This is a genomic window from Streptomyces iakyrus (assembly GCF_000717055.1).
Classification (GTDB): domain Bacteria; phylum Actinomycetota; class Actinomycetes; order Streptomycetales; family Streptomycetaceae; genus Streptomyces; species Streptomyces iakyrus.
This window is the reverse complement of sequence record NZ_JNXI01000007.1, coordinates 110,499-135,294: the sequence shown is the minus strand read 5'-3', so window position 1 is coordinate 135,294 and position 24,796 is coordinate 110,499. Positions and strand designations below refer to the sequence as shown.

Below are 24,796 nucleotides of genomic sequence, written 5' to 3'. Positions count from 1 at the left end.
ATCGGATGAGTGAAGCGTAGTCCGGGGGCAGGACGCGGGGGAGACCCCGTCAGTCCCGGGCGAGCCGGGCCTGCGCGGCCTGCCACCGCTCGGTCCCGCCCCGGGGCTCGTACCGGGTGAGCGGCTGCGTGTTCACCAGCAGCCGACGCATCCCGGCCAGGTCGCCGACCAGCCCGTGCGCCCGCGCCTGCACCAGGACGTTCCCGAGCGCGGCGGCCTCGGTCGGCCCGGCCACCACCGGCAGCCCGCACGCGTCGGCGGTCAGCTGGCACAGCAGGGCGTTGCGCGTGCCGCCGCCGACCACGTGCACGACGTCCACCGCGTGTCCGGCCAGCCGCTGGGCGTCCTGGACGGCCTTGCGGTGAGCGAGGGCGAGGGAGTCGAGGATGCAGCGCGTCACCTCGGCCGGCGACTCGGGCACCGGCTGCCCCGAAAGCCGGCACGCCTCGGCGATCCGCTCCGGCATCCGCCCCGGCGCGAGGAACGCCGCGTCCCCCGCGTCCACGACCGACCGCAGCGCCGGAGCCTTCGATGCCTCCAGCAGCAGCGCGCCCAGGTCCGGGTCGCCCCAGGCCCGTACGCACTCCTGGAGCAGCCACAGCCCCATGATGTTGCGCAGGTAGCGGACCGTGCCGTCCAGCCCCAGCTCGTTGGTGAAGTTGGCCGCCCTGCTCTCCTCGGTCAGCACCGGCGCGTCCAGCTCCAGACCGGCCAGCGACCAAGTGCCGGTGCAGATGTAGGCGAACCGCTCGCCCGAGGCGGGTACGGCGGCGACCGCGGAGGCGGTGTCGTGCGACCCGACGGCCGTCACCGGCACGGGACCGGCGAGCCCGGTCTCCTCCAGCACCTCGCCGCGCAGCAGCCCCGCCGGATCGCCGGGCTGCCGCAGCGGCGCGAACAGGTCCAGGTCGATGCCGAGCCGGGAGGCGACGTCGTACGCCCAGTCGCGAGTGCGCGGGTCGATCAGCTGGGTCGTGGACGCGTTGGTCAGCTCCGTGCCCTGCGCGCCGGTCAGCCAGTAGGTCAGCAGGTCCGGCATCAGCAACAGCCGCCGGGCCCCGTCGAGCTGGGCCGTGGAGCGGGCGGCGGTGAGCTGGTACAGGGTGTTGAAGGGCGCGTACTGCAACCCGGTCGCGGCGTACAGCTCCTCGGCGGGCACGGTCGCCCACACCTTCTCCGCGACCCCCTCGGTCCGCGGGTCCCGGTAGTGCACCGGGTTGCCGAGCAGCGCCCCGTCCGCGTCCAGCAGCCCGTAGTCCACGGCCCAGCTGTCGATGCCGACGGAGTCGAGTCGTCCACCGCAATGGGCACCCGCCGCCCGCAGCCCGTCCAGCACTCCGGCGTACAGCCCGAGCACGTCCCAGCGCAGCCCCTCGGGCACCCGGACGGGCCGGTTGGGGAAACGGTGCGCCTCGGTGAGCTCCAGGCTGTCCGGGCCCACGCGGCCGACCATGACGCGCCCGCTGGACGCGCCGAGGTCGACCGCGGCGTACGACTTCTCGGCGCTCATCGCAGGAAGGCGGCCGCGACGCCGGCGTCGACGGGGATGTGCAGGCCGGTGGTGTGCGTGAGGTCCCCGCCGGTCAGCGCGAACACGGCGTTGGCCACATGCTCGGGGAGCACCTCGCGCTTGAGGATGGTCCGCTGGGCGTAGAACTCGCCCAGCTTCTCCTCCTCCACCCCGTACACGGCGGCCCGTTTGGCGCCCCACCCGCCGGCGAAGATGCCCGACCCGCGCACGACCCCGTCCGGGTTGACCCCGTTGACGCGGATGCCGTGCTCGCCCAGCTCGGCGGCGAGCAGCCGCACCTGGTGGGCCTGGTCGGCCTTGGTGGCCGAGTAGGCGATGTTGTTGGGACCGGCGAACACGGCGTTCTTCGAGGCGATGTAGACGATGTCACCGCCCAGCTCCTGGGCGGTCATCACCCGGGCGGCTTCCCGCGACACCAGGAAGGAGCCGCGCGCCATGATGTCGTGCTGGAGGTCCCAGTCCTTGGCGGAGGTCTGAAGCAGTGGCTTGGAGATCGAGATGCCCGCGTTGTTGACGACGAGGTCCACCCCGCCGAAGGCCAGCACCGCCGCCCGGAACGCCTCGGCGATCTGCTCCTCCGACGTCACGTCCACCGTCACGGCGACGGCCTTGTCGGGCCCGCCCAGCTCCTCGGCGACGGCCTCGGCGTTCTCCGTGTTGAGATCGGCGACGACCACACACGCCCCCTCGGCGACGAGCCGGTGCGCGATGGCCTTCCCGATGCCGCTCCCGGCACCCGTCACCAGCGCCACCCGGGTCGCCAGCGCCTTGGGCTTCGGCATCCGCTGGAGCTTGGCCTCCTCCAGTGCCCAGTACTCGATCCGGAACTTCTCGGACTCCTCGATCGGCGCATAGGCGGAGACGGCCTCGGCCCCGCGCATCACGTTGATGGCGTTGACGTAGAACTCGCCCGCGACCCGGGCGGTCTGCTTGTCCTTGCCGAAGGAGAACATGCCCACGCCCGGCACCAGCACGATCGCCGGGTCGGCGCCGCGCATGGCGGGGGAGTCGGGCTCCGCGTGCCGCCGGTAGTAGGCGGCGTACTCCTCGCGGTACCCGGCGTGCAGCTCCTTCAGCCGGGCGATCGCCTCGTCGAGCGGCGCGCTCGGCGGCAGGTCCAGCACCAGCGGCCGGACCTTGGTGCGCAGGAAGTGGTCCGGGCAGGACGTCCCCAGCGCGGCGAGCCGCGGGTGCTCCGCGCTCGCGAGGAAGTCGAGCACGACCTCGGAGTCGTCGAAGTGCCCGACCTGGGGCCGGTCCTGCGAGGCGATGGCCCGCACGTACGGGGCGAGCGCGGCGGCCCGCTCCCGCCGCTCCGCGGCGCCCAGCGCGGCGTACCCCTCGATCACCGGGCCGAAGGGCTCGGGCTTGCCCTGCTCGGCGAGGAACGTCTCGGCGGTGCGGATGATGTGCAGCGAGTTGCGCTCGCACTCCTCGGAGGTGTCACCCCAGGCGGTGATCCCGTGTCCGCCGAGCACGCACCCGATGGCCTGCGGGTTGGCCTTCTTCACGGCGGCGATGTCCAGCCCGAGCTGGAACCCGGGCCGCCGCCACGGCACCCACACCACACTGTCCCCGAAGCACTCGGCGGTCAGCTTCTCCCCGTCGGCGGCGCAGGCGAGCGCGATACCCGAGTCCGGGTGCAGATGGTCGACGTGCGCGGCTTCGACCAGCCCATGCATCGCGGTGTCGATGGACGGAGCGGCCCCGCCCTTCCCGTGCAGGCAGTAGTCGAACGCGGCGACCATCTCGTCCTCGCGCTCGACACCGGGATAGACATCGACCAGGGCCCGCATCCGGTCCAGCCGCAACACGGCCAGCCCCGCCTCGGTCAGCGTCCCGAGATCCCCGCCGGACCCCTTCACCCACATCAGCTCCACATCACCCCCGGTGACGGGATCGGTGTCGGTGCCCTTGGCGGAGGCGTTGCCCCCCGCGTAGTTCGTGTTCCGGGGATCGGAGCCGAGCCGGTGCGACCGGGCGAGGAGAGCGGCAGCTTCGGGATGAACAGCCATGCCAGTTCCTATTCAAGAGAGAGGGAGGTGGGGGGGCTCGCTTTTAGGGGCGCGGGGAACTGCGCGATCAATCACAGACAACCTGCGCCCCGCAGACAACAGCTCTCGGCAGACGCTTACGCCCCCCACCCCGCCTGCTGCCCGCCAACCCGCTCGGCAACGATCTTCTCGGCCCACCCGGACGCCTTGTACGCGGCGATCGGGTTCGCGTCCAACCCCATCTCGCCCCGGACCTCCGCGAGCAACGGCCGCACATCCGTGTTGTACGCGTCCATGATCACGGCATTCGCCCCGAGCACATCACCGGATGCCTGCGCATCGGCCAGAGCGACGCGGTCGATCAGCAGCGCCTTCGCCGTGGCCTCCTGCACGTTCATCACCGACCGGATGATCGCCGGGATCTTCGCCTCGATGTTGTGGCACTGGTCGAGCATGAACGCGACCTCGGGCGAGAACCCACCGCCCCGCACGACCTCGTACATGATCCGGAACAGCTGGAACGGATCCGCCGCCCCGACCATGAGGTCGTCGTCCGCGTAGAACCGCGAGTTGAAGTCGAACCCCCCGAGCTTCCCCTCACGGAGCAGCGTCGCCACGATGAACTCGATGTTGGTCCCCGGGGCGTGATGACCCGTGTCGACCACGACCTGCGCCTTCGGCCCGAGCTTCAGACAGTGGGCGTAGGCGGTACCCCAGTCCGGCACGTCCGTCGTGTAGAACGCCGGCTCGAAGAACTTGTACTCCAGCAGCATCCGCTGCCCGTCGCCGAGCCGCTCGTAGACCTCCGCCAGCCCTTCGGCCAGCCGGTCCTGCCGCCCCCGGATGTCGTCCTGCCCGGGATAGTTCGTCCCGTCGGCGAACCACAGCTTGAGGTCCGTCGAACCCGTCGCGTCCATGATGTCGACGCACTCCAGCAGGTGATCCACGGCCTTGCGCCGTACGGAGGCCTCCGGATGGCAGATGCTCCCGAGCTTGTAGTCGTCGTCCTGGAAGGTGTTGGAGTTGATCGCCCCGAGCCTCACACCCCGCTGCTCGGCATGCTTGGCCAGCGCCGCGTAGTCGTCGACCTTGTCCCACGGAATGTGCAGGGCCACGGTCGGGGCGACGCCCGTGAACTCGTGCACCTTCGCCGCGTCGTCCAGCTTCTCGAACGGCGTGCGCGGCACACCCTGCTGCGCGAACACCTTGAACCGTGTGCCCGAGTTCCCGTACGCCCACGACGGCGTCTCGACGGCCTGTGTCTTGAGAGCGGCCTTCGCCGCGGCGAGCTCGGTCACGTCAGGCTCCTGTGACATCGGGTCGTGACGACCACTGGATGAAACGATTCAGGACGCGAAGCTATGGGCCCCCCGAAGGGGTGTCAACCCCTGCGGCCAAGGCGGTTTCCCGTGACCCGTGCGTGACCTTCTGTCCTCGAAACTTTTTCGACCGGAACCCATTGACGTGACATGCGCGGCCCGCCTAACGTCCCGGCAACCCAGTTGAAACCTTTCACGACGCCGAGAGGGCCGACCCGCCGGCGTTGTCGAGGAGCCCTCATGACCCACCCGTCCACCACGGGTCCGGCCCCGGTCCTCGCTCTGAAGGACGTCTCCAAGTCCTTCGGCGCGGTCCGTGCACTGCGGGACGTCTCCCTGGAGCTGTTTCCCGGGGAGGTGCACGCACTCGCCGGTGAGAACGGTGCCGGCAAGTCCACCCTCATCAAGACCCTCGCCGGGGTGCACCGCCCGGACGCCGGCCAGGTGCTGCTCGACGGTGCGCCCGTCGCCTTCCACGGCCCCGGCGACGCCCGCGACGCCGGCATCGCCGTGATCTACCAGGAGCCCACACTCTTCCCCGACCTGTCGATCGCCGAGAACATCTACATGGGCCGCCGGCCGCGCCGCGCCCTCGGCCGGATCGACCACAAGGCCACCCACAACGCGACGGCCGCCCTGATGGAGCGCCTCGGCGTCGAACTCGACCCCGACCGGCCGGCCCGCGGTCTGTCCATCGCCGACCAGCAGATCGTCGAGATCGCCAAGGCGCTCTCCTTCGACGCCCGCGTCCTGATCATGGACGAGCCGACGGCCGCCCTCACCGGCAGCGAGGTCGCCCGCCTCTTCGGCGTCGTGCGCACCCTGCGCGACCAGGGCGCCGCCGTGCTGTTCATCTCCCACCGGCTGGAGGAGATCTTCGAGATCTGCCGACGGGTCACCACCCTGCGCGACGGCGCCTGGATCGCCAGCGAGCCCCTGGACGGCATGACCGAGGACGACCTCGTACGCCGCATGGTGGGCCGCGACCTCGACGAGCTGTTCCCCAAGCAGGACGTGACGCCGGGCGAGGTCGCCCTGAGCGTGCGCCGGCTGACCCGCGAGGGCGTGTTCACCGACGTCTCCTTCGAGGTCCGGCACGGCGAGATCGTCGGTCTGGCCGGACTCGTCGGCGCCGGGCGCACCGAGGTCGCCCGGGCCGTGTTCGGCATCGACCGATGGGACGCCGGCGAGGTCTCCGTCGACGGCAAGGCCCTGGTCAACGGTGCCCCCTCCACCGCGATGTCCGCCGGACTCGCCCTGGTCCCGGAAGACCGGCGCGCCCAGGGCCTGGTGATGGACATGTCGATCGAGCGGAACATCGGTCTCACCGGGCTCCGCACGACCGTGAGGGCCGGGCTCATGGACCGCGGCGCCGAGCGCAGCCGCTCCCTCGACTGGGCCGTCAAGCTCCAGGTGAAGTACGCCCGGATCGCCGACACCGTCAACACGCTCTCCGGCGGCAACCAGCAGAAGGTCGTGCTCGCCAAGTGGCTGGCCACCGGCCCGAAGGTGCTGATCGTCGACGAGCCCACCCGCGGCATCGACGTCGGCACCAAGGCCGAGGTGCACCGGCTGCTGTCGCAACTGGCCGCGGACGGCGTGGCCGTCCTGATGATCTCCTCCGACCTGCCCGAGATCCTCGGCATGGCCGACCGCGTGCTGGTGATGCACGAGGGCCGCCTCACCGCCGAGATACCCCGCACCGACGCCACCGAGGAAACCGTGATGGCCGCAGCCACCGGGAGGGCTGCCGCATGACGGTCGTCACCCCGCAAGAGGCCCCCGTGGCCGACGTGCCCAAGTCGAGCGGAACCCGGCTGGTCGACCGCGTCTTCAAGATGCGCGAACTCGCCATCCTGCTCGTCTTCCTGGTGATGATCGCCGTCACCCAGGCCGGCAACAGCGAGTTCCTGTCCGAGCAGGGCATCAAGGACCTGCTGCTGAACGCGACCATTCTGGTCCTGGTCGCCACCGGCCAGTCCCTCGTCGTCATCACCCGCAACGTCGACCTGTCCGTCGGCTCCACGCTCGGCATCAGCGCGTTCGCCGCCGGTACGTACCTCCAGGGCGGCGGCAACGCGGTCGTGGCGATCGCCCTGGCCGTGCTGCTCGGCATCGGCTTCGGACTGCTCAACGGACTGCTCGTCAGCCTCGGCCAGGTGCCCGCGCTCGTCGTCACCCTCGGCACGCTCTACATCATCCGCGGCATCGACTCCATCTGGGTCGGCTCCCGTCAGATCACCGCGGCCGATCTGCCCGGCGGCTTCGTCGACTTCGGCTCCGGCGGCATCTCCGCGGTGCCGTACCTGGCGCTGATCGCGCTGGCGGTGCTCATCGCCACCGCCTACTACCTCAAGCACTTCGCCGGCGGACGCGAGCTGTACGCGCTCGGCTCCAACCCCGAGGCCGCCCGCCTCGCCGGCATCCCCGTCCGCAAGCGGATCCTCGTCGCCTACACCTTCTGCGGCGCGCTCGCCGGACTCGCCGGCGCGATGTACCTCGCCCGGTTCGGCAACGTCGACTCCGGCACCGGCAACGGCTATGAACTGACCGTCGTCAGCGCGGTCGTGGTCGGCGGCGTCGTCTTCACCGGCGGCTCCGGCAGCGTCTACGGCGCGGCCCTCGGCGCACTGCTGCTGACCTCGATCAACAGCGTGCTGCCCGCCCTCGGCGTCAGCTCCGTCTGGGTGCTCGCCATCAACGGCATCCTGCTCATCCTCGCCATCGCGGTCGACCGGATCGTCGCGCTGCGCGTGGCCTCCGCCCTGAAGAAGAGGAACGCCCGCCATGGCTGACATCTCCCCGAGCCGAGCGGCCGGCTGGTCCGGCCTGAAGAGGTGGGATTCCGCCGTCGGCGCCCTGCTCGTCGTGGTCCTGCTGTTCTCCTTCGGCTTCGTCGACGGATTCGGCAACGCGCTCAACCTGTCGTTCCTGATCGGCAACACGCTGCCGATCGCGCTGATCGCCCTGCCGATGACGCTGCTGGTCGTCTCCGGCGAGATCGACCTGTCGGTCGCCTCCACGGCCGGTCTGTCCGGCGCCGTGATGGGCGCCCTGTGGAACCAGGGCATGACCATCGAGACGATCATCCCGATCTGCCTGCTGCTCGGTGTCGTGTGCGGGCTGGTCAACGGGCTGCTGGTGACCAGGCTGGGGCTGCCGTCCCTCGCCGTCACCATCGGCACGCTGGCCGCCTATCGGGGCATCGCGCAGATCGTGCTCGGCTCCGACGCGGTGACCGACTTCCCGACGCAGTACCTGGACTTCGCGGCCGGGCGCATCGGCGACACGTTCATCCCGTACGCGCTGCTGCCGTTCCTCGTGCTGCTCGCCATCGCCGTGGTCGCGCTGCACGCCACACCGTTCGGCCGGTCGCTGTTCGCGATCGGGGCGAGCGAGGAAGCCGCGCGGTTCGCCGGGATCCGGGTCAAGCGGCAGAAGCTGATCCTGTTCACGCTGACCGGTCTGATGGCCTCGCTGACCGGGATTTTCTGGGCGCTGCACTACGCCAGCGCCCGCTACGACAACGCCACCGGCCTCGAACTGTCCGTCGTGGCCGCCGTGTTGCTCGGCGGCATCGACTTCGACGGCGGCAAGGGCACACTGGGCGGCGCGATCGCCGGGGTGTTCCTCCTCGGCGCGCTGCAGAACGTGATGAGCCTCCAGGACGTGTCCGCCCAGTCCCAGATCGTCGTCACCGGCATCCTGCTCGTTCTGTCCGTGCTCGGCCCCCGGGTCCTGCGGCAGATCTCCACAGCGAGGGCGGGCCGCAGAGCCGCCTCGACTCCCACCTCGTAACCAGCCCTTCCTCGTAAAGGACCAACGCCATGCGTAAGTCAACCCTGCGCCGCAGCTGCGCGGCCCTCGCCACCGCCACCTCTCTCGCGCTCGCGCTCACCGCCTGCGGCGGCACCACCAAGAAGGACGTCGCGAACGAGGGCGCCTCCGCCGCCACCGCCGGCAAGGCCGACCCGAACGCGGCCACCAAGAAGGGACTCACCGTCGGGTTCCTGCCCAAGCAGGTCAACAACCCGTACTTCACCAGCGCCGACAAGGGCGGCGAGAAGGCGCTCAAGGAGCTGGGCTCCAGCTACAAGGAGGTCGGCCCGTCCAGCGCGACCGACACCGCCGGGCAGGTCTCCTACGTCAACACGCTCACCCAGCAGCAGGTCGACGCGATGGCCGTCTCCGCGCAGGACCCGGGCGCGCTGTGCACCGCCCTCAAGCAGGCGATGAAGAACGACATCAAGGTCGTCACCTACGACTCCGACACCACGCCCGACTGCCGCAACGCCTTCGTCTCCCAGGCCTCCGCCGAGGACCTGGGCCGCACCGAGGTGCAGCTGCTCGCCAAGCAGATCGGCTACAAGGGCGAGATCGCGATCCTGTCCGCCGCGCAGACGGCGACGAACCAGAACACCTGGATCGACTTCATGAAGGACGAGCTGAAGAAGCCCGAGTACAAGAACATGAAGCTGGTGAAGACCGCGTACGGCAACGACGACGCCCAGCAGTCCTTCCAGCAGACCCAGGGCCTGCTCCAGGAGTACCCGGACCTGAAGGGGATCATCTCCCCGACCACCGTCGGCATCAAGGCCGCCGCCCAGTACCTGTCGGGCTCGAAGTACAAGGGCAAGGTCAAGCTGACCGGCCTCGGCACCCCGAACGACATGCGCAAGTACGTCAAGAACGGCACCGTCGATGCGTTCGAGCTGTGGGACCCGGCCAAGCTCGGCGAGCTGGCCGCCCGGACCGCCGTCGCCCTGTCCTCCGGGCAGATCACCGGCAAGGAGGGCGAGACCTTCACGGCCGGCTCCATGGGCGAGTACACCATCGGCAAGGACGGCGTCATCAGCCTCGGCAAGCCGACCGTGTTCGACGCCAAGAACATCGACCAGTTCAACTTCTAGGCCCTGGGAGGTCGTTGATGCAGCGCGTGTGCTTCCTGCTGAAGGTCCGGGCGGAGCGCCTCGACGAGTACCGCGAGCGGCACGCCGCGGTATGGCCCGAGATGCTCCAGGCGCTCTCGGAGACCGGCTGGCACAACTACTCGCTCTTCCTGCGCGAGGACGGACTGCTCGTCGGCTACCTGGAGACCGAGGACTTCGCGGCCGCCCGGGCCGCCATGGAAGCCACCGACGTCAACGCCCGCTGGCAGGCGGAGATGGCGCCGTTCTTCGAGTCGCTGGACGGCGCCCGGCCCGACGAGGCCATGAAACCGCTCACCGAAGTGTTCCACCTCGCATGACGATGGGATCCACGAGATGCACAGACGTACGTTGCTGGCCGCCGCCCTCGCGGGCGCAGTGGTGACCCCCGCCCTCGCCTCCGGCACGGCACGGGCCGCCGACCCCGGCCCCTCGGTCACCCGGACCGGCACCACCACGCTCGACGCCCAGGCCCTCTTCTTCGTGTCCTACGACGGACTGGTCAACAACAACGCGTTCCAGAAGAACGGCCTGCTGACCTACAAGGGCTACCAGTACGCCGTCTGGTACACCGCCGACCGCAACGCCGTCGTCGGCCGCCGCGCCCTCGGTGCCGGTACCTGGTCCACCGTGAAGGTCGGGCACACCCTGCGCTACGACGACTCCCACAACGTCATCTCCATGGGCGTCTCCAAGGTCGACGGCCGCCTGCACCTCAACATGGACTCCCACAGCGACGGCTTCACCTACGTCAAGTCGGTCGCCGGGCTCATGGACGACCCCGGGGGCCTGAGCTGGACCGCGAACCGCTTCGGCACGCCCCAGTCGACGCTCGACGGTCTGGCGCTGACCTCGCAGTTCACCTACCCGCAGTTCGTCTCCACCCCGGACGGCAAGCTCCAGCTGAGCTACCGCGTCGCCGTCTCCGGCAACGGCCGCAACGCCCTCGCCGAGTACGACGGCACGAAGTGGACCAACCTCGGCGAGTGGTCGAGCTCCACGGGCACGTACACCAGCGAGCACGGCTCCTCGACGGCCCGCAACATGTACCTGCACGGCATCGACTACGACCGGAACGGCCGGCTGCACTCCTTCTTCACCTGGCGCGAGCAGAACGGCGCCGTCATGTGCAGCAGCGGCGGCATCACCAACCACGACACCGGCTACGTCTACTCCGACGACCGGGGCCGCACCTGGCGCAACAACGCCGGCACCGTCGTCGGCGTCACCGGCGGCACCGACAAGGTGTCCGTGACCGACGCCGGCCTGGTCGTCGACCCGCTCAACCCGGACCACTCCCTGATGAACCAGGAGAGCCAGTTCACCGACTCCGCGGGCCGGCCGCACGCGATCATCTCCTACGTCCCCGGCCGCTTCGGCCAGTGCACCACGAACTACGTCGCGAACCGGACCGCGAACGGCCGTGCCTTCCACGTCCGCAGGAACGCCTCCGGCACCTGGCAGAAGACCGAGATACCGGTCCCGCTGAACTCCAGCCAGCGCACCAAGCTGATCCTGGACAAGTACGACAACGCGTACGCGGTCTTCCCCTTCGGCCGGATCGCGGGAGCCTCCGCCGCCTCCGGTTACACGGACTGGAGGATCCTCTTCGACGGCAGCGGCCTGGGCGCCTTCGGCGAGGTCGTCATCGACGAGACGCGGGTCGCGCAGGACGGGGTGCTGTCCTTCATGTACCAGGAGAAGTCCACCGGTACGACGCCCTCGGTGCTGCACGTGACCGACTTCCGCCTGCCCGCCTGACCGCATCCGGTTCCCGGGGCGGCGTGCCGGTAGTGTGAAGCCGCCCCGGCCGCCGCCCCCTCGTCTCCCTCTGGAGGTCCCTGCCCGATGGCCCAGTCGGTGGGTATCAAGGACGTCGCCCGCGTCGCCGGAGTCTCCGTCGGCACGGTCTCGAACGTGATCAACCGCCCGGACACGGTCGCGACCGAGACCCGGGCCCGGGTGCTGTCCGCGATAGACCGGCTCGGCTACGTCCGCAGCGAGTCGGCCCGCCAGCTGCGCGCCGGACGCAGCCGCATCATGGGGCTGCTCGTCCTCGACATGGGCAACCCCTTCTTCGTCGACGTGGCGCGCGGGGCCGAGCGCGCCGCCCGCAACGCCGGACTCGGCGTGATGGTCTGCAACAGCGCCCAGGACCCGGGCGAGGAAGCCGATTACCTGTCGCTCTTCGCCGAGCAGCGGGTGCGCGGCGTGCTGCTCACGCCCGCCGACGCGACCGGCCGCAACATCGAGGCGTTCCGCCGGCACGGCATCCCGTTCGTCCTGGTCGACCGGGTTGCCGAGGGCACCACCGAGTGCTCCGTCTCCGTCGACGACGTGGCGGGCGGCGCCCTGGCCGTACGCCACCTCGTCGACGCCGGGCACCGCTCCCTCGCCTACGTCAGCGGCCCGCCCGGCCTCAACCAGGTCCGCGACCGGCGCACCGGCGCCCTCGAAGCGCTCGCCGAGGCCGGGCTCGGGCCCGACGCGCTGCGCGAACTGCCCACCGAACGGCTGGACGTCGCCGCCGGCCGCGACGCCGGGGCCCGCCTCCTCGGCCTCGCCGACCGGCCCACCGCCGTGTTCTGCGCCAACGACCTGCTCGCCCTCGGCGTCCTGCAGGCCATGTACGCGGCCGGTGTCGGCGTCCCCGACGACCTCGCCATCGTCGGCTACGACGACATCGAGTTCGCCGCCGCCGCGGCCGTCCCGCTCACCTCGGTGCGGCAGCCCGCCGTCACCATGGGCGCCATGGCCGCCGACCTGCTCCTGGAGGAGACGGAGGAGGAGGGTGCGGGGCGGGCACACGAACACCGCAGGGTCGTCCTCCAGCCCGAGCTGGTGGTCCGCCGCTCCAGCCTGTCCGCCCGCTGAGCCTGAACGGCTGTTCAGCAAGGTTTCATGATCGAAGGGCTCACGAGCGGACGTTCGCTGTGATGAACTGGGACGCGGCCCGAAAATCCGTCCGTCCCGGGAGCCCTGTTGACCCACAGCTACCGCCAGCCCGGAGTCGTCCTCACCGACCGCCGCTTCACCGTCCCCCTCGACCACGACCGCCCCGGCGGCGAGACGATCGAGCTGTACGCCCGCGAGGTCGTCGCGAGCGACAAGACGCACCAGGACCTCCCGTGGCTGCTCTACCTCCAGGGCGGCCCCGGCTTCGGAGCGGACCGGTCCGTCGGCCGGCCCGGCTGGCTCGGCAGGGCCCTGAAGGAGTACCGCGTCCTCCTCCTCGACCAGCGCGGCACCGGCCACAGCACACCCGCCAACCGCCAGACGCTCCCGCTGCGCGGCGGTCCCGCCGAGCAGGCCGGCTACCTCAGGCACTTCCGCGCCGACGCGATCGTCCGCGACTGCGAGGCCATCCGCGCCGAGGTCACCGGCGGCGCCCCCTGGACCGTCCTCGGCCAGAGCTTCGGCGGCTTCTGCGTGACCAGCTACCTGTCCCTCGCCCCCGAGGGCCTGGCGACGGCCGTGATCACCGGCGGTCTGCCCTCCCTGGACGCCCACGCCGACGACGTCTACCGGGCCGCCTTCCCGCGTATCGAGCGCAAGGTCACCGCCCACTACGCCCGCTACCCGCTGGATGCCGAGCGCGCCCGCCGCATCGCCGACCACCTGCTGCACCACGACGTGGTCCTGGCCAACGGCTACCGGCTCACCGTCGAGGCCTTCCAGTCCCTCGGCATCGTCCTCGGCACCGGCGACGGCACCCACCGCCTGCACTACCTCCTGGAGAACGCCTTCGTCCGCACCCCGCAGGGCTCCACGCTCTCCGACGCGTTCCTGGAGCAGGCGCAGGCCATGCTCTCCTACGCCCGCCACCCGCTGTACGCCCTGATCCACGAGTCGATCTACGGCCAGGACGCCCGGCCCACCGCCTGGTCGGCCGAGCGGGTCCGCGCCGAGTTCCCGCAGTTCGACGCCGCCAAGGCGCTCGCGGGCGACGAGCCCCTCCTGTTCACGGGAGAATCGATTCACCCCTGGATGTTCGAGTGCGACCCGGCCCTGCGCCCGCTGCGCGAGACGGCCGACCTGCTCGCCGCCCGCACCGACTGGACGCCCCTGTACGACCCGGCACGCCTCGCCGCCAACGAGGTACCGGTCGTGGCGGCCGTCTACCACGACGACATGTACGTCGACACGGCCCACTCTCTGCGCACCGCCCGCACGATCCGGGGGCTGCGCACCTGGATCACGGACGAGTTCGAGCACGACGGCATCCGCACCGGCGGCCCCCGCGTCCTCGACCGGCTGCTGGCCCTCGTGCGGGACGAGGCGTGATGCCGGTGCCGCGGACTAACCTGCCGACATGACGGAGCCGACGAGCACTCAACTCCAGCCCATGCCGGGCGACTGGCGGCGCGCCCTCGCGGTCGTGGCCCACCCCGACGACCTCGAGTACGGCTGCTCCGCAGCGATCGCGGCCTGGACCGACGAAGGCCGCGAGGTCGCCTACGTCCTCGCGACCCGGGGCGAGGCGGGCATCGACACGATCGAGCCCGCGCGGTGCGGGCCGCTGCGCGAGCGCGAGCAGCGGGCGAGCGCGGCGGTCGTCGGCGTGTCGGAGGTGGAGTTCCTCGACCACGCGGACGGCGTCATCGAGTACGGCACCGCCCTGCGCCGCGACATCGCCGCCGCCATCCGCCGGCACAAGCCCGAGCTGGTCATCACGCTCAACCACCGCGACACCTGGGGCGGCGTCGCCTGGAACACCCCGGACCACGTGGCCGTGGGCCGGGCCACGCTCGACGCGGCCGGCGACGCCGGAAACCGCTGGATCTTCCCCGAGCTGGTCGAGCAGGGCCTCGACCCCTGGGACGGCGTGCGCTGGGTCGCGGTCGCGGGCTCCAGCACCCCCACCCACGCCGTCGACGCGACGGCCGGCATGGAGCGCGCGGTGGCCTCCCTGCTGGAACACCGCAGCTACATCGAGGTGTTGACCGACGAGGACCCGGAGACCTACGTCCGCGGTTTCCTGACCGGGCACGCCGAGGCCATGGGGGAGCGGTTCGGGGGCAGGCCCGCGGTGACGTTCGAACTGTTCAGCAGATGATCAGCGGCTGATCGACAGACGACGGGGGAGACCATGACAGGCAGCGAGGAACTGGCCGGGCGGTTCGAGGAGCACCGCGGCCATCTGAAGGCGGTCGCGTACCGCATGCTGGGCTCACTCGCCGAGGCGGAGGACGCCGTTCAGGAGACCTGGCTGCGGCTGAGCCGCTCCGACACGGACGACATCGGGAACCTGGGCGGCTGGCTGACGACCGTGACCGGCCGCATCTGCCTGGACCTGCTGCGCTCGCGCGCCGCACGCCGCGAGGAACCGATGGGCGACGCCTTCGTCCCGGACCCGGTGCTCAAACCCCTGGCGCAGGTCGCCGACCCGGCGGAGGAGGTGCTCCAGGCCGACTCCGTGGGCCTGGCCCTGCTCGTCGTGCTGGAGAACCTGGCGCCCGACGAGCGGCTCACGTTCGTGCTGCACGACATGTTCGCCGTGCCGTTCGACGACATCGCGCCGATCGTGGAGCGCAGCCCGGCCGCGACCCGGCAGCTCGCGAGCCGCGCCCGGCGCCGGGTGCGCGGTGCCACCCCGTCGGCCGAGCCGGACCTCGGCCGGCAGAAGCAGGTGCTCGACGCCTTCCTGGCGGCCTCGCGCGCCGGGGACTTCGAGGCGCTGGTGGCCGTACTGCACCCGGATGTCCTGCTGCGGGCCGACTCGGGCGCGCTCGTGCGGGGCGCGGCCGCCTCCAAGGTCGTCCAGGGCGCGAAGGCGGTGGCGGAGCAGGCGCTCATGTTCGCCCCGTTCACGCAGGGCGCGGAGCTGGTCCTGGTCAACGGCTCGGTCGGAGTGGTCAACGCGAACGAAAGCCGCGTCCAGTCGGTCATGGGCGTCACGATCGTCGACGGCCGCATCACGGACATGTACATCCTGGCCGACCCCGAGCGGCTGGAGCGTCTGGAGGTGCCCCGGCCGGCGGTGTGACCGGAACGCGCCCGTCAGTCGCCGTTTTCGTATGCTGAACGGCATGCGAGAACACCAGGCCGAGCAGGCGGAACTGCGCGGCGACTGCGAGCGGTGCTTCGGGCTGTGCTGTGTCGCCCTGCCCTTCGCCGCCTCGGCCGACTTCGCGGTGGACAAGGCCGCCGGCTCGCCCTGCCGCAACCTCCGGGAGGACCACCGCTGCGGCATCCACGCCCGGCTCCGGCAGAAGGGATTCACCGGCTGCACGGTCTACGACTGCTTCGGTGCCGGGCAGCAGGTCTCGCAGGTCACCTTCGGCGGGCGGGACTGGCGCACCGGGCCGCGGGAGGACGCCCGCCGCATGTTCGAGGTATTCCCGGTGGTCAGGCAGCTGCACGAGCTGTTGTGGTACCTGACCGAGGCGCTCGCCCTGCCGGCGGCCCGTCCCGTCCGCCCTGAGCTGGACGAGGCCCTGCGGAAGACCCGGGAGCTCACCGCCGGAACACCCGAGGAGCTCGCCGGGCTGGACGTGGCGGCGCACCGCCAGGAGGTCAACGTCCTGCTGCTCAGGACGAGCGAACTGGCCAGGGCCGGCACCAAGGGCCGCAAGAAGGACCGCCGGGGCGCGGACCTGATGGGCGCCCGGCTCAGGGGCGCCGACCTGCGCGGTGCCAGTCTCCGCGGCGCCTACCTCATCGCCGCCGACCTCACCGGCGCGGACCTGCGGGACGCCGACCTGATCGGTGCCGACCTGCGCGACGCGGACCTCACGGACGCCGATCTGACCGGCGCGTTCTTCCTCACCCAGCCGCAGCTGAACGCGGCGCGGGGGAGTGCCGGGACCCGGCTGCCCGGGTCAGTCGCCCGCCCCGGGCACTGGACGGCGCAGGTCTGACCCCGGCTCCCGCACCGGCGCGCGGCGCTCCGGGCGCAGCCGCAGACCCTCCGGCATGAGCGTCAGCCGTTCCGTCACGCGCAGCCGGTAGGCCGGGTCGGCCCGCAGTTCGTAGCGCCGCAGCAGCAGCCCGAGCACCAGGGTGGCCTCGTGCAGCGCGAACTGGCGCCCGATGCAGGCCCGGGCGCCCGTCCCGAACGGCTTGAAGGTGTGCGCCGGCCGGGACCGTACGGCCTGTGCGTCGAAGCGGTCGGGGTCGAACCGCTCGGCGTCCGCGCCCCACACCTCGGGGTCCCGGTGCAGCATCGGCGTCAGCACCAGCGCCCACGCCCCGCGCCGCATGGGATGCTCCCCGGCCAGCACCGTGTCCTCAAGGGCCTGCCGGGAGAACGCGGGCGCGGTGGGCCACAGCCGCAGCGACTCGTCCAGCACCCGGCGGACGTAGCGCAGCCGGGCCACCTGCTCGTAGGCGGGCTCCGCCGCGTCTCCCCACACCCGGCCCACCTCCGCGCGGGCCCGGGCCGCGATCTCGGGGTGGCGGGCGAGGTAGTACAGGGCGAAGGAGAGCGCGCCGGAGGTCGTCTCGTGTCCGGCGACGAGGAACGTGATGACCTGACGGCGGACGTTCTGCGGCGACAGCCGTTCCCCGGTGTCGGGATGGGCCGTCTCCAGCATGCGGTCGAGCAGATCGCCGTCGCCGCCGCCGGTTGCGCGCCGGGCCCGGACCAGTTCGTCGACCGTCTGGTTGAGGTGGGCGATGTCGGCCTCGTTGCGCCGGCCCGCGCTCCGCAGCAGCAGCGGAGCCAGGGGGAAGGGCACCGTGTTGAGCCGCTGCGCGTAGGTCAGCGTGCCCACCATGGCCGTCACGAAGGGATGCGGCTGGGAGCGCTCGAACGAACCGAAGTCGTGCCCGAAGCCGGTGCGCGCGATCGTCTCCAGCGTCAGCTTGGTCATGTCGCCGGGCACGTCCACCACCCGTCCGGCGGCCGCCGCCCGGTCCCAGTGCTCCGTCAGCCGCTGCGCGACCGACAGCATCATCGGGTGGTAGCCGGCCATGGCGTCGCGGCTGAACCCCGGCGCGAGCACGTCGTGGGCCAGCTGCCAGTTGGGCTCGTGGTTGTACGCCGTGAACAGGCCGTCCCCGGCTACCGGCCGCAGGTTGGCCACACCGAGCCCCACGTGCTTGGCGAACCGCGACTCGTCCGCGAGGTCGGCCGCGTGCCGGGCACCCCACACGAACACGAACTCCTTGCCGAACGCCTTCCGCCGGAAGACCGGCCCCAGCCGGCGGGCGTGGCGCATCGACTCCTGCACGGGGGTGCTCCGGTTCACGCCGACCACGTCACCGAGCAGCGGGACCCTGCGCGGCGGATGCGGGATGCGGTCCAGCTCCGGCCATCCCAGCTCGGCGCTGCGGAACCCCTTGGGCTCCCCGGTCCGTATCTGCGCCTGGGCCATGACGCGATCTCCCTTGATCAGGCGGCTGGTTCGCACGTGTTGTACGTGAGTTCAATAGCGCGGTTCAGTCTGATCCCGTTGTTGAACCGGCGTCAAGTAAAGTGCGGGCATGGCCGCGAACCAGGGCGGGCGCACGCGCCGCCGGCTCAGCACCGAGGAGCGCCGGGAGCAGCTCCTGTCGGTCGGGGCGCGACTGTTCTCGGAGAGTCCCTACGACGACGTGTGGATCGAGCAGGTCGCCGAGATCGCCGGGGTGTCGCGCGGGCTGCTGTACCACTACTTCCCGACCAAGCGGGACTTCTTCGCGGCGGTCGTCGAGCGCGAGAGCGAGCGCATGCTGCGCATGACGGCGGCGGTGCCCGGCGTGCCGGTACGCGAGCAACTGGCGGCAGGACTCGAGACGTTCCTGGAGTACGTCCAGGCGCACGCGCACGGCTACCGGGCCTTCCACCGCGCCGACGCGGCCGGGGACCAGGCGGTGCGGCGGGTCTACCGGCGGGCCCTGGCCGCACAGGAGCGGCAGATCCTCGCCGCGCTGGCCGCGGACCCCGAGTTCGGCCCGGCCTCCGAGGGGCGGCCGGAGATCCGGCTGGCCGTGCGCGGCTGGCTGGCGTTCACCACGGCCGTCTGCCTGGAGTGGCTGCGCGGCACGGAGTTGGGCCGGGAGCAGGTGCGTGAGCTGTGCGCACGCGCCCTGCTGGGCGTCCTCACTGTCTGAAAGGTCTCGCAAAGACTGCGTGACGCGGTTGGCGTGCACCCCGATCTTCGATAGGTTAGGTGAGGCTTACCTAAGGAGGTCTGGGATGGGTGACGACAGCCACAGCTGGACGGCGGCTCCCGCCGCGGCGGAGCGGGCGCGCTCGGTGCTCGCCGCCGCGTGGTCCTGCTCCGTGACCGCGGAGGGCACGCGGGAGGAGCTGGTCGGCGCGCACACCGTGGGCGAGGACGGCCGGGTGGTCGTGGAGGTGCCGGAGGACAGCGCCCTGCTCGCGGCCGCGATCTGCGCGCCCCGCAGCGAGCCGTCCGCGGTGCTGGAGTTCGCCGACGTCGCGCCCGTCCCGGTCCGCAACCGGATCCGCGCCCGGCTGTGGCTCGCGGGCTGGTTCGCCGTCGAGGGCGAGCGGCTCGTCTTCACGCCCACGCGTGTCGTGCTGCGGCAGCCGTCCGGCTCCGTGGTCGTGGACCTCGACGAGTTCGCCGCCGCCGTGCCCGACCCGCTCACCACGGCCGAGGCCCGGCTGCTGACCCATCTCGCCGACTGCCACGCCGACGCCGTCGAGCGGCTCACCCGGCTCGTCGACTCCGACAGCCTGCACGGAGCGGTCCGCGTCCAGCCCCTCGCCGTCGACCGGCACGGGCTGACCCTGCGCATCGAACGCGCCCGCGCCCACTGCGACGTCCGCCTCGCGTTCCACGCGCCCGCCGACGACGTCGCACAGCTCACCGAGCGCATGCACATCCTGCTGGGCCAGGCCAGTGCCGCGTCGTGCCCGCGGGCTCTACAGCGGCAGCGCACAGACGGCGACGGGTGAGGGGAACGCTTCGCCCGCGCGCCGCAGTCCGCCGTTCGCCCCGTCCACGTGGAAGACGGTGACGGTGGAGGACTTCTGATTCGCCGCGAACAGCAATGTGCCCTCCGGAGAGAAGGCGATCTGCCGCGGGAAGTCCCCGCCCACCGGAACCGTCCCGAGCAGCCTGAGCCGGGCGCCGTCCGCCTCGACGGCGTACCGGGTGAGGCTGTTGTGCCCCCGGTTGGCGAGATAGGCGTGGCGGCCGTCGGCGGTCACCAGGATCTGCGCCGGATAGCTGGTGCCCGAATCCGTGCCCGTGGACTGCGCCTCGCCGACCTCCACACGGCCGGAGGCGGGGTCGTACGAGCAGACCGCCACCGTGTTGTCGACCTCGTTGGCGAGGTACGCGTAGCGGCCGCCCGGGTGGAAGGTGAGGTGGCGCGGCCCCGCCCCCGGCCGGGTGTGCGCCTGCGTGACCTCGCTGAGCGTGCCGGCCTTGTCGTCCAGCCGGTACGTGTAGACGGTGTCGGTCCCCAGATCGACGGCGAGGACATGGCCGCCGTCCGGACTCGTGACGAACTGGTGGGCGTGCGGGCCCTCCTGGCCGGGGCCCGGCGGCGGAGTGGTGTGCCGGACGAGGTCGGTGCGCTCGCCCAGGGCGCCCGAGGCGTCGATGGGATGCACGGCCACACTGCCCGACCCGTAGTTCGCGCTGAGCAGCCAGCGTCCGCCCGGATGCACCGACAGATGGCAGGGGGCCGCCCCGCCCGTCCCCCGGCTGCCCAGGACCTTCCGGTCGGCGAGCCGGACGGCGGTCACGGCACCGTCGTCGCGCTCGTCCACGGCGTAGAGCGTGCGGCGGTCCGGGTGGAGCGCGAGATACGACGGGTCGCCGACGCCGGTGACGGTGCCGCTGCCGGTGATCCGGCCCGTCGCCGCGTCGTACGTGGCCAGGCCGATGCCCTTGCCGCCGCCCTCTGCGGACGTGTAGGTGCCGAGGTACAGCGGGCGGGGTCCGGAGGGGCGGCGGGCCTCCCGCGACGCGCTCGTGCCCGCCTCGGGCTCCGGGGCCGGAGTCGCTGCCGGCTCGGGAGCGTTGTCACAGGCCGGCAGCGCCGCCGCGGCGGCCCCGCCCGCCAGTGCGCCGACGAACCGGCGCCTGCTCCAGCCACCACTGTCCATGTCGCCCCTCAGGTCGTCACTCGTCCCCGTCGTGACAGCCACCCTGACGTTTCCGGGCCGCCGAGTGCAACAACGGCAGGGCCCGGGCCGCCTACCAGTCCCCGTCCGCGACCGGTTTGCCCGGGGCATCCTTGAGCTGCTGGATCTGCCCCGGCGTGGGCGGCTGCCAGGGCTCGTGGTCGTCGCCCAGCCAGTCACCGACCGGCTGCACGGACTGGAGGGTGTCCGTGGGGGCCAGATTCGGCGCGTCCTCGTCGTAGTAGTCGAACCAGGGCAGACCCGCCCGGGTGTACGCCGCCCGGTCGACCGGCGACGGCGGTGCGGCCTCACCGGTGATGCGGCGCCACTGCGGGGGTGTCACCAGGTGGACGAAGACCCGGCCCGCGGGACGCTCCGACCAGTCCGTGAGCGGCCGGTCGTCCTGGTAGACCTCCTGCCGCAGGGAACCGCCGACGCCCAGACCCATCGCCGCGGCCGCACGGGGCGCGCTCGCCGGAGCGGCTCCCGCGGCCGGCGCCGGAACCGACCCGGGCGCGGGCGGGGCCGCCATCGGCATCGGGGCGCCGAAGCCGGCCGAGACGGGCGGGGCCGCCATGGGCATCGCGGCGCCGTACCCGCTCGGCGGCGGCATCGACCGCTGCCGCTCCGCACGCTGCCGCTCCTGCGCACGCCACCGCGCCAGCTCCCGGTCGTTCAGCGTGAAGGACTGCAGCTGGACCCCGCCCCACACCTCCTCGCCCGTGACCTGCCCCTCGACGGTGGCGCCCAGGCCGAGCGGGACGGCCACGAACTGCCGGACCGTGCCCGTGCCGGCATTGATGCCGTCCAGCCAGGGCTGGCGGGGGAGCACCACGTAGTTCTGCGGGCCGCGGGCGAGGTGGTCGCTCCAGGGCCGGCCCGAGACCGCGCACACCTTGCCGACCCCGACCTGGAGCGCGGCCGGCTCCGAGGTGCCCCCGAAACTCAGCCACATCGCCTCGCGCAGATACACCGGCAGCATCACACCGCCGCGCGCCCGCCACGCCTCGGGAACCCTGTCCCCGTAGTCCGAGACCCGCCGCACCGGGAACTCGCCGAGCCCCGGCGGCAGCGGATGGGTGCCGGTCTCCGGCAGGCGCAGGGTGCGGATGAACCGCACGGCGACCCCGCCCGGCAGCCGCAGTGTGTTCCCGTCGATCCGCACGCTCGTCCCGGCCATCGGCCCGCTCCTCACATCAGGTGCCGGCCCCCTGCCGGCGTTCCCCCAGGGGGCCTTTCCCCATGAGCGAAAGGACCCCTCAGCGAGAACGCCCGCCGAACCCCGCGCGGTTCCGCCACATCTGCTCCGTGACGCCCAGCCGCTCCCGCAGCCGTGTCAGCCGGGGCATCCGGGCGCGCTGTTCGCCCGACACACGGTCCAGCTCCTCGAACAGACGCCGGGTGCGGTGCTCGGTGTCGAGCTCGTCGAGGATGCGGTTGACCTCCGCCAGGACCGCTCCCGGAAGCTGCCAGTGCCCGGGCGCCCGCTCCGCCTCCTCGCGCAGCAGCAGAGCCAGCTTGTCGCGGGTCCCCGCCGCGGTGCGCAGTTCCGCGGCGAGACGCTCCTCCGCCGACTCGGCGCTCGTGCTGAGGTGGGTGGTCACCAGCACCGCGAAGCTCACCACCGCGTCGGCGATCTCGGACAGCAACTGCTCCAGGGCGGCGCCCGTCTCGGGCTCGAACAGCGGCTCGGGTTCGCGCTCCTTCGCGAGGTCGGTGAGGGAGCGCGCGAGGACCCGCAGGACGACCGTGCAGATCTCCAGCGTGTCCAGGCCGGTGCGCAGCACGACCCGGTGCAGCACGCTGTCCTGCACCCTCGGATTGAGCCGCAGGCTGTCCTCGGCCTGCCGGAGGGCCGCGTCCACCTCGACGATGTCGTGGTCCAGGCGGCGCGCCTCGTGCAGCTGCTTCTCCGCGCGGTCCACCGGCGTGCCGCCGGCGGCCTCCTCGCCCATGCGCAGCATCAGCTGCCGCAGCCGCCGGGCCAGGTCACCGATCGACTCGCCCGCCTCCTCCACCCACACCGGCGGAGCCAGCAGCAGGTTGCAGGCGAGACCGACGACCGCCCCGATCAGCGTCTCCACCACCCGGGCCCAGGCGGTGTCCCCGACGGTGGTGACGCCGAGGACGAGCATCGCGCTGATCGCGACCTCGGGTACGTACTCCTCGACCCGGACCAGCCGCCCCACGGCCAGCGAGGCCACCAGGAGCAGCGCCAGGCTCCACCAGGTCAAGCCCACCAGCAGGCTGAACGCGATGGCGAGGAGAACGCCGGTCACCACGGCGTTCACCCGCCGGAAGCCGTTGGTGAGCGTGGCGTACAGCGTCACCTGGACGACCAGAAGGGCCGTCAGGGGGGCGGTGAGGGGCGCCGCCTCGGGGCTCAGGCGCAGCGCGATGACGTAGGCGATCGTCGCCGCGGTCGCGGACCGCAGCGTCTGGACGACCACGGGATCACGACGCTTCCTGACGATCCGCCCGGCCTGCGCCGTCCACTCACGTACCTCTCGCATCCTCGGGCTGTTCCCCTTCTCCGGCGCATCGAACGCATCCGTCGAACACGTCCGTGAAGGACGTTCACGAAGGACGTTAGTGCCGGGCCGGACCACGGGCGACCGAGGGGCTCAGGCGTACACCTTGTCGAGGAAGGCGGTCAGATGGCCGGTGGTCCGCTCGATCTGCTCCTCCACGGTGAGGCTCTCCTCGAACCGCGATCCGGTCTCCAGCGCCTTCTTCCCGCGTACGTACAGGGAGCAGGCGAGGTCGGTGCACATGTACGCCCCGACGGAGTTGCCCTCACGCCCGGCCGCCCCCGCCTTGCGGGCGGTCATCAGCGAGACCCCGCCCCGCGGGTGGGTCGTCAGGCACAGCGAACACATGCTGCGGTGCAGGAACCCGCGCTGCGCGGCCTGGAAGCGCATCGACACGCCGACGAGCCGCCCCGCCCGCTCGGTCACCAGATAGCTCCGGTCGGGCGCCCCCGGATCACGCCACCCGAGGAAGTCGAGGTCGTCCCAGGGCCGCGCGTCGAGGTCCCGGGGCACGGCCAGACGCTTGGCCTCGCCCTTCGAGCAGTTGATGAAGGAAGCGCGGATGTCCTGCTCGGTGAGCGGCTGCACGGGAGGGCTCCTACGGGTTGTCGTCGCGAAACCTAGGGGTCCTAGGTTTTGTGGGCCAGGTCAGGTTAGACAGCCTCGGCGCGGGCAGGCGACCGGATTTCCGTCAGGTCGCCCCGCCCCGGACGGCCGGCGGCCACACCCCGGGGGTCAGCACCCCCAGCGCGTACGCCCGGGCCACCAGTTCCGTGCGGTTGGAGGCGCCCCAGCGGGACGACAGGCGGCGCAGGTGGTAGGTCACCCCGTCCGTGGTGAGGGCCGTCTCCCGGGCCGCCCGGGCCGTGGTGGCGCCGGCGGCCAGAAGCGCCAGGATGCGGGCCTCCATCGGGGTGACCGGGGCCCTCGGCACGGGTGTGGCGGGGGAGGGGGCGCGTTCGGCGTCCACCCGGAGCATCACCAGCAGCGCGGGCGTGTCCTCCACCGTGTCGCTCACCGGATCCGCCGTCAGCTCGCCGTAGCGCTCCGCACCGCCCGGGGCCCGCCAGCGCACCGACACCTGATAGCGCGAGCGGTGGCGCAGGCGCAGCGCCTGCGCGATCCGCTCCACCTGGGTGGCCTCCCGCGGGCCGAACAGCTCCAGCACGTCACGGCCGCGCAGCCGCCCCGGCGTCGTACCGCACTCCGCGGCCATGGCCGGATTGGCCAGCAGCACCGCCCCGTACACGTCGCACACCGCGACCGGCATCGCGACCCGGTCGAAGAGCAGCAGGGCGCGGTTGCGCCAGGTCACGGCCTCCTGCCGGGCCAGGTCCACGAGCCTCTCCTGCCATGCCGGGCCGCCCCCGCGCAAGAGCGGCACGTCTGCTCCCCCTACACAATCATGCAGTGCAGAGGCGTCGCCTTCCGGGCCCGGTGGATCACGCTGGAGTGCAGTACTTC

Annotated in this window: 22 protein-coding genes; 13 read left to right on the top strand and 9 right to left on the bottom strand. The window is 71.9% G+C overall.

The window, feature by feature from the left end; all coding sequences use genetic code 11:
* Positions 1 to 49 precede the first annotated feature (49 nt).
* The 3 genes from OO68_RS13800 to rhaI form a co-directional block, all read right to left on the bottom strand.
* Positions 50 to 1,510 (bottom strand): rhamnulokinase, encoded by a 1,461-nt coding sequence (locus OO68_RS13800; RefSeq protein WP_033308617.1) that lies wholly within the window; start codon positions 1,508 to 1,510, stop codon positions 50 to 52.
* On the bottom strand, positions 1,507 to 3,546 hold the full coding sequence (locus OO68_RS13795; protein WP_033308616.1) for a bifunctional rhamnulose-1-phosphate aldolase/short-chain dehydrogenase: 2,040 nt from the start codon (positions 3,544 to 3,546) through the stop codon (positions 1,507 to 1,509). Before OO68_RS13795 ends, OO68_RS13800 begins: the two co-directional genes overlap by 4 nt.
* Before the next feature lie 116 nt (positions 3,547 to 3,662).
* A complete protein-coding gene (gene rhaI / locus OO68_RS13790; protein WP_033308615.1) occupies positions 3,663 to 4,823 on the bottom strand; it encodes an L-rhamnose isomerase in 1,161 nt (386 codons plus the stop codon).
* 261 nt (positions 4,824 to 5,084) lie between these two features.
* Here rhaI and OO68_RS13785 point away from each other — a divergent pair, with 261 nt between their 5' ends.
* The 11 genes from OO68_RS13785 (at position 5,085) to OO68_RS48295 (ending at position 16,632) form a co-directional block, all read left to right on the top strand.
* A complete protein-coding gene (locus tag OO68_RS13785) occupies positions 5,085 to 6,602 on the top strand; it encodes a sugar ABC transporter ATP-binding protein (protein WP_033308614.1) in 1,518 nt (505 codons plus the stop codon).
* On the top strand, positions 6,599 to 7,639 hold the full coding sequence (locus OO68_RS13780; RefSeq protein ID WP_033308613.1) for an ABC transporter permease: 1,041 nt from the start codon (positions 6,599 to 6,601) through the stop codon (positions 7,637 to 7,639). Before OO68_RS13785 ends, OO68_RS13780 begins: the two co-directional genes overlap by 4 nt.
* Positions 7,632 to 8,642 carry an ABC transporter permease gene (locus tag OO68_RS13775; RefSeq protein ID WP_033308612.1) on the top strand — a complete coding sequence of 337 codons (1,011 nt, stop codon included), beginning with the start codon at positions 7,632 to 7,634 and terminating at the stop codon, positions 8,640 to 8,642. The genes OO68_RS13780 and OO68_RS13775 overlap by 8 nt, the downstream gene beginning before the upstream one ends.
* A 29-nt stretch (positions 8,643 to 8,671) precedes the next feature.
* Complete coding sequence (gene rhaS, locus OO68_RS13770; RefSeq protein WP_033308611.1) at positions 8,672 to 9,754, top strand: rhamnose ABC transporter substrate-binding protein; 1,083 nt, start codon at positions 8,672 to 8,674, stop codon at positions 9,752 to 9,754.
* A 17-nt stretch (positions 9,755 to 9,771) separates the two neighbouring features.
* On the top strand, positions 9,772 to 10,092 hold the full coding sequence (locus OO68_RS13765) for an L-rhamnose mutarotase (RefSeq protein ID WP_033308610.1): 321 nt from the start codon (positions 9,772 to 9,774) through the stop codon (positions 10,090 to 10,092).
* Between the two features lie 16 nt (positions 10,093 to 10,108).
* Complete coding sequence (locus OO68_RS13760) at positions 10,109 to 11,533, top strand: BNR repeat-containing protein (RefSeq protein WP_033308609.1); 1,425 nt, start codon at positions 10,109 to 10,111, stop codon at positions 11,531 to 11,533.
* An 87-nt stretch (positions 11,534 to 11,620) separates the two neighbouring features.
* Positions 11,621 to 12,646, top strand: a complete 1,026-nt coding sequence (locus tag OO68_RS13755; RefSeq protein ID WP_033308608.1) for a LacI family DNA-binding transcriptional regulator — start codon at positions 11,621 to 11,623, stop codon at positions 12,644 to 12,646.
* 108 nt (positions 12,647 to 12,754) lie between these two features.
* Entirely contained in the window at positions 12,755 to 14,056 is a 1,302-nt protein-coding gene (locus tag OO68_RS13750) for an alpha/beta fold hydrolase (protein WP_033308607.1), read from the top strand.
* A gap of 28 nt (positions 14,057 to 14,084) precedes the next feature.
* Positions 14,085 to 14,828, top strand: a complete 744-nt coding sequence (locus OO68_RS13745) for a PIG-L deacetylase family protein (protein ID WP_033308606.1) — start codon at positions 14,085 to 14,087, stop codon at positions 14,826 to 14,828.
* A gap of 33 nt (positions 14,829 to 14,861) precedes the next feature.
* Complete coding sequence (gene sigJ, locus OO68_RS13740) at positions 14,862 to 15,758, top strand: RNA polymerase sigma factor SigJ (RefSeq protein ID WP_033308605.1); 897 nt, start codon at positions 14,862 to 14,864, stop codon at positions 15,756 to 15,758.
* 31 nt (positions 15,759 to 15,789) lie between these two features.
* On the top strand, positions 15,790 to 16,632 hold the full coding sequence (locus OO68_RS48295; RefSeq protein WP_209442579.1) for a pentapeptide repeat-containing protein: 843 nt from the start codon (positions 15,790 to 15,792) through the stop codon (positions 16,630 to 16,632).
* On the opposite strand, the gene OO68_RS13730 is transcribed toward OO68_RS48295, so the two are convergent.
* On the bottom strand, positions 16,594 to 18,090 hold the full coding sequence (locus OO68_RS13730) for a cytochrome P450 (protein ID WP_033308604.1): 1,497 nt from the start codon (positions 18,088 to 18,090) through the stop codon (positions 16,594 to 16,596). The two genes, OO68_RS48295 and OO68_RS13730, sit on opposite strands and share 39 nt — an antisense overlap.
* A 109-nt stretch (positions 18,091 to 18,199) precedes the next feature.
* On the opposite strand from OO68_RS13730, the gene OO68_RS13725 reads away from it, so the two are divergent.
* Both OO68_RS13725 and OO68_RS13720 read left to right on the top strand, forming a co-directional pair.
* On the top strand, positions 18,200 to 18,808 hold the full coding sequence (locus OO68_RS13725) for a TetR/AcrR family transcriptional regulator (protein WP_033308603.1): 609 nt from the start codon (positions 18,200 to 18,202) through the stop codon (positions 18,806 to 18,808).
* Positions 18,809 to 18,893: 85 nt separating this feature from the next.
* Complete coding sequence (locus OO68_RS13720) at positions 18,894 to 19,622, top strand: DUF2470 domain-containing protein (RefSeq protein ID WP_033308602.1); 729 nt, start codon at positions 18,894 to 18,896, stop codon at positions 19,620 to 19,622.
* Here OO68_RS13720 and OO68_RS13715 read toward each other — a convergent pair.
* The 5 genes from OO68_RS13715 to OO68_RS13695 all read right to left on the bottom strand — a co-directional run bounded on the left by OO68_RS13715 (position 19,590) and on the right by OO68_RS13695 (position 24,602).
* Positions 19,590 to 20,783 (bottom strand): lactonase family protein, encoded by a 1,194-nt coding sequence (locus OO68_RS13715; protein WP_167345891.1) that lies wholly within the window; start codon positions 20,781 to 20,783, stop codon positions 19,590 to 19,592. The genes OO68_RS13720 and OO68_RS13715 overlap by 33 nt on opposite strands.
* A 91-nt stretch (positions 20,784 to 20,874) precedes the next feature.
* On the bottom strand, positions 20,875 to 21,981 hold the full coding sequence (locus OO68_RS13710) for a hypothetical protein (protein WP_033308601.1): 1,107 nt from the start codon (positions 21,979 to 21,981) through the stop codon (positions 20,875 to 20,877).
* 79 nt (positions 21,982 to 22,060) lie between these two features.
* Positions 22,061 to 23,314: an FUSC family protein gene (locus tag OO68_RS13705; RefSeq protein ID WP_078625287.1), complete on the bottom strand. Its 1,254-nt coding sequence runs from the start codon at positions 23,312 to 23,314 to the stop codon at positions 22,061 to 22,063.
* A gap of 111 nt (positions 23,315 to 23,425) precedes the next feature.
* Entirely contained in the window at positions 23,426 to 23,920 is a 495-nt protein-coding gene (locus OO68_RS13700) for an FBP domain-containing protein (RefSeq protein WP_033308599.1), read from the bottom strand.
* A 103-nt stretch (positions 23,921 to 24,023) separates the two neighbouring features.
* Positions 24,024 to 24,602, bottom strand: a complete 579-nt coding sequence (locus OO68_RS13695; protein ID WP_403551898.1) for a PAS domain S-box protein — start codon at positions 24,600 to 24,602, stop codon at positions 24,024 to 24,026.
* Between the last annotated feature and the right edge of the window lie 194 nt (positions 24,603 to 24,796).

Coding starts and splice junctions, on each gene's coding strand:
- OO68_RS13765 (WP_033308610.1), top strand. CDS start 9,772: ATGCAGCGCGTGTGCTTCCTGCTGAAGGTCCGGGCGGAGCGCCTCGAC.
- OO68_RS13795 (WP_033308616.1), bottom strand. CDS start 3,546: ATGGCTGTTCATCCCGAAGCTGCCGCTCTCCTCGCCCGGTCGCACCGG.
- OO68_RS13715 (WP_167345891.1), bottom strand. CDS start 20,783: ATGGACAGTGGTGGCTGGAGCAGGCGCCGGTTCGTCGGCGCACTGGCG.
- OO68_RS13785 (WP_033308614.1), top strand. CDS start 5,085: ATGACCCACCCGTCCACCACGGGTCCGGCCCCGGTCCTCGCTCTGAAG.
- OO68_RS13720 (WP_033308602.1), top strand. CDS start 18,894: ATGGGTGACGACAGCCACAGCTGGACGGCGGCTCCCGCCGCGGCGGAG.
- OO68_RS13695 (WP_403551898.1), bottom strand. CDS start 24,602: ATGCCGGTCGCGGTGTGCGACGTGTACGGGGCGGTGCTGCTGGCCAAT.
- OO68_RS48295 (WP_209442579.1), top strand. CDS start 15,790: ATGCTGAACGGCATGCGAGAACACCAGGCCGAGCAGGCGGAACTGCGC.
- OO68_RS13800 (WP_033308617.1), bottom strand. CDS start 1,510: ATGAGCGCCGAGAAGTCGTACGCCGCGGTCGACCTCGGCGCGTCCAGC.
- OO68_RS13705 (WP_078625287.1), bottom strand. CDS start 23,314: ATGCGAGAGGTACGTGAGTGGACGGCGCAGGCCGGGCGGATCGTCAGG.
- OO68_RS13760 (WP_033308609.1), top strand. CDS start 10,109: ATGCACAGACGTACGTTGCTGGCCGCCGCCCTCGCGGGCGCAGTGGTG.
- OO68_RS13755 (WP_033308608.1), top strand. CDS start 11,621: ATGGCCCAGTCGGTGGGTATCAAGGACGTCGCCCGCGTCGCCGGAGTC.
- OO68_RS13725 (WP_033308603.1), top strand. CDS start 18,200: ATGGCCGCGAACCAGGGCGGGCGCACGCGCCGCCGGCTCAGCACCGAG.
- OO68_RS13775 (WP_033308612.1), top strand. CDS start 7,632: ATGGCTGACATCTCCCCGAGCCGAGCGGCCGGCTGGTCCGGCCTGAAG.
- OO68_RS13745 (WP_033308606.1), top strand. CDS start 14,085: ATGACGGAGCCGACGAGCACTCAACTCCAGCCCATGCCGGGCGACTGG.
- OO68_RS13710 (WP_033308601.1), bottom strand. CDS start 21,981: ATGGCCGGGACGAGCGTGCGGATCGACGGGAACACACTGCGGCTGCCG.
- OO68_RS13730 (WP_033308604.1), bottom strand. CDS start 18,090: ATGGCCCAGGCGCAGATACGGACCGGGGAGCCCAAGGGGTTCCGCAGC.
- sigJ (WP_033308605.1), top strand. CDS start 14,862: ATGACAGGCAGCGAGGAACTGGCCGGGCGGTTCGAGGAGCACCGCGGC.
- rhaS (WP_033308611.1), top strand. CDS start 8,672: ATGCGTAAGTCAACCCTGCGCCGCAGCTGCGCGGCCCTCGCCACCGCC.
- OO68_RS13780 (WP_033308613.1), top strand. CDS start 6,599: ATGACGGTCGTCACCCCGCAAGAGGCCCCCGTGGCCGACGTGCCCAAG.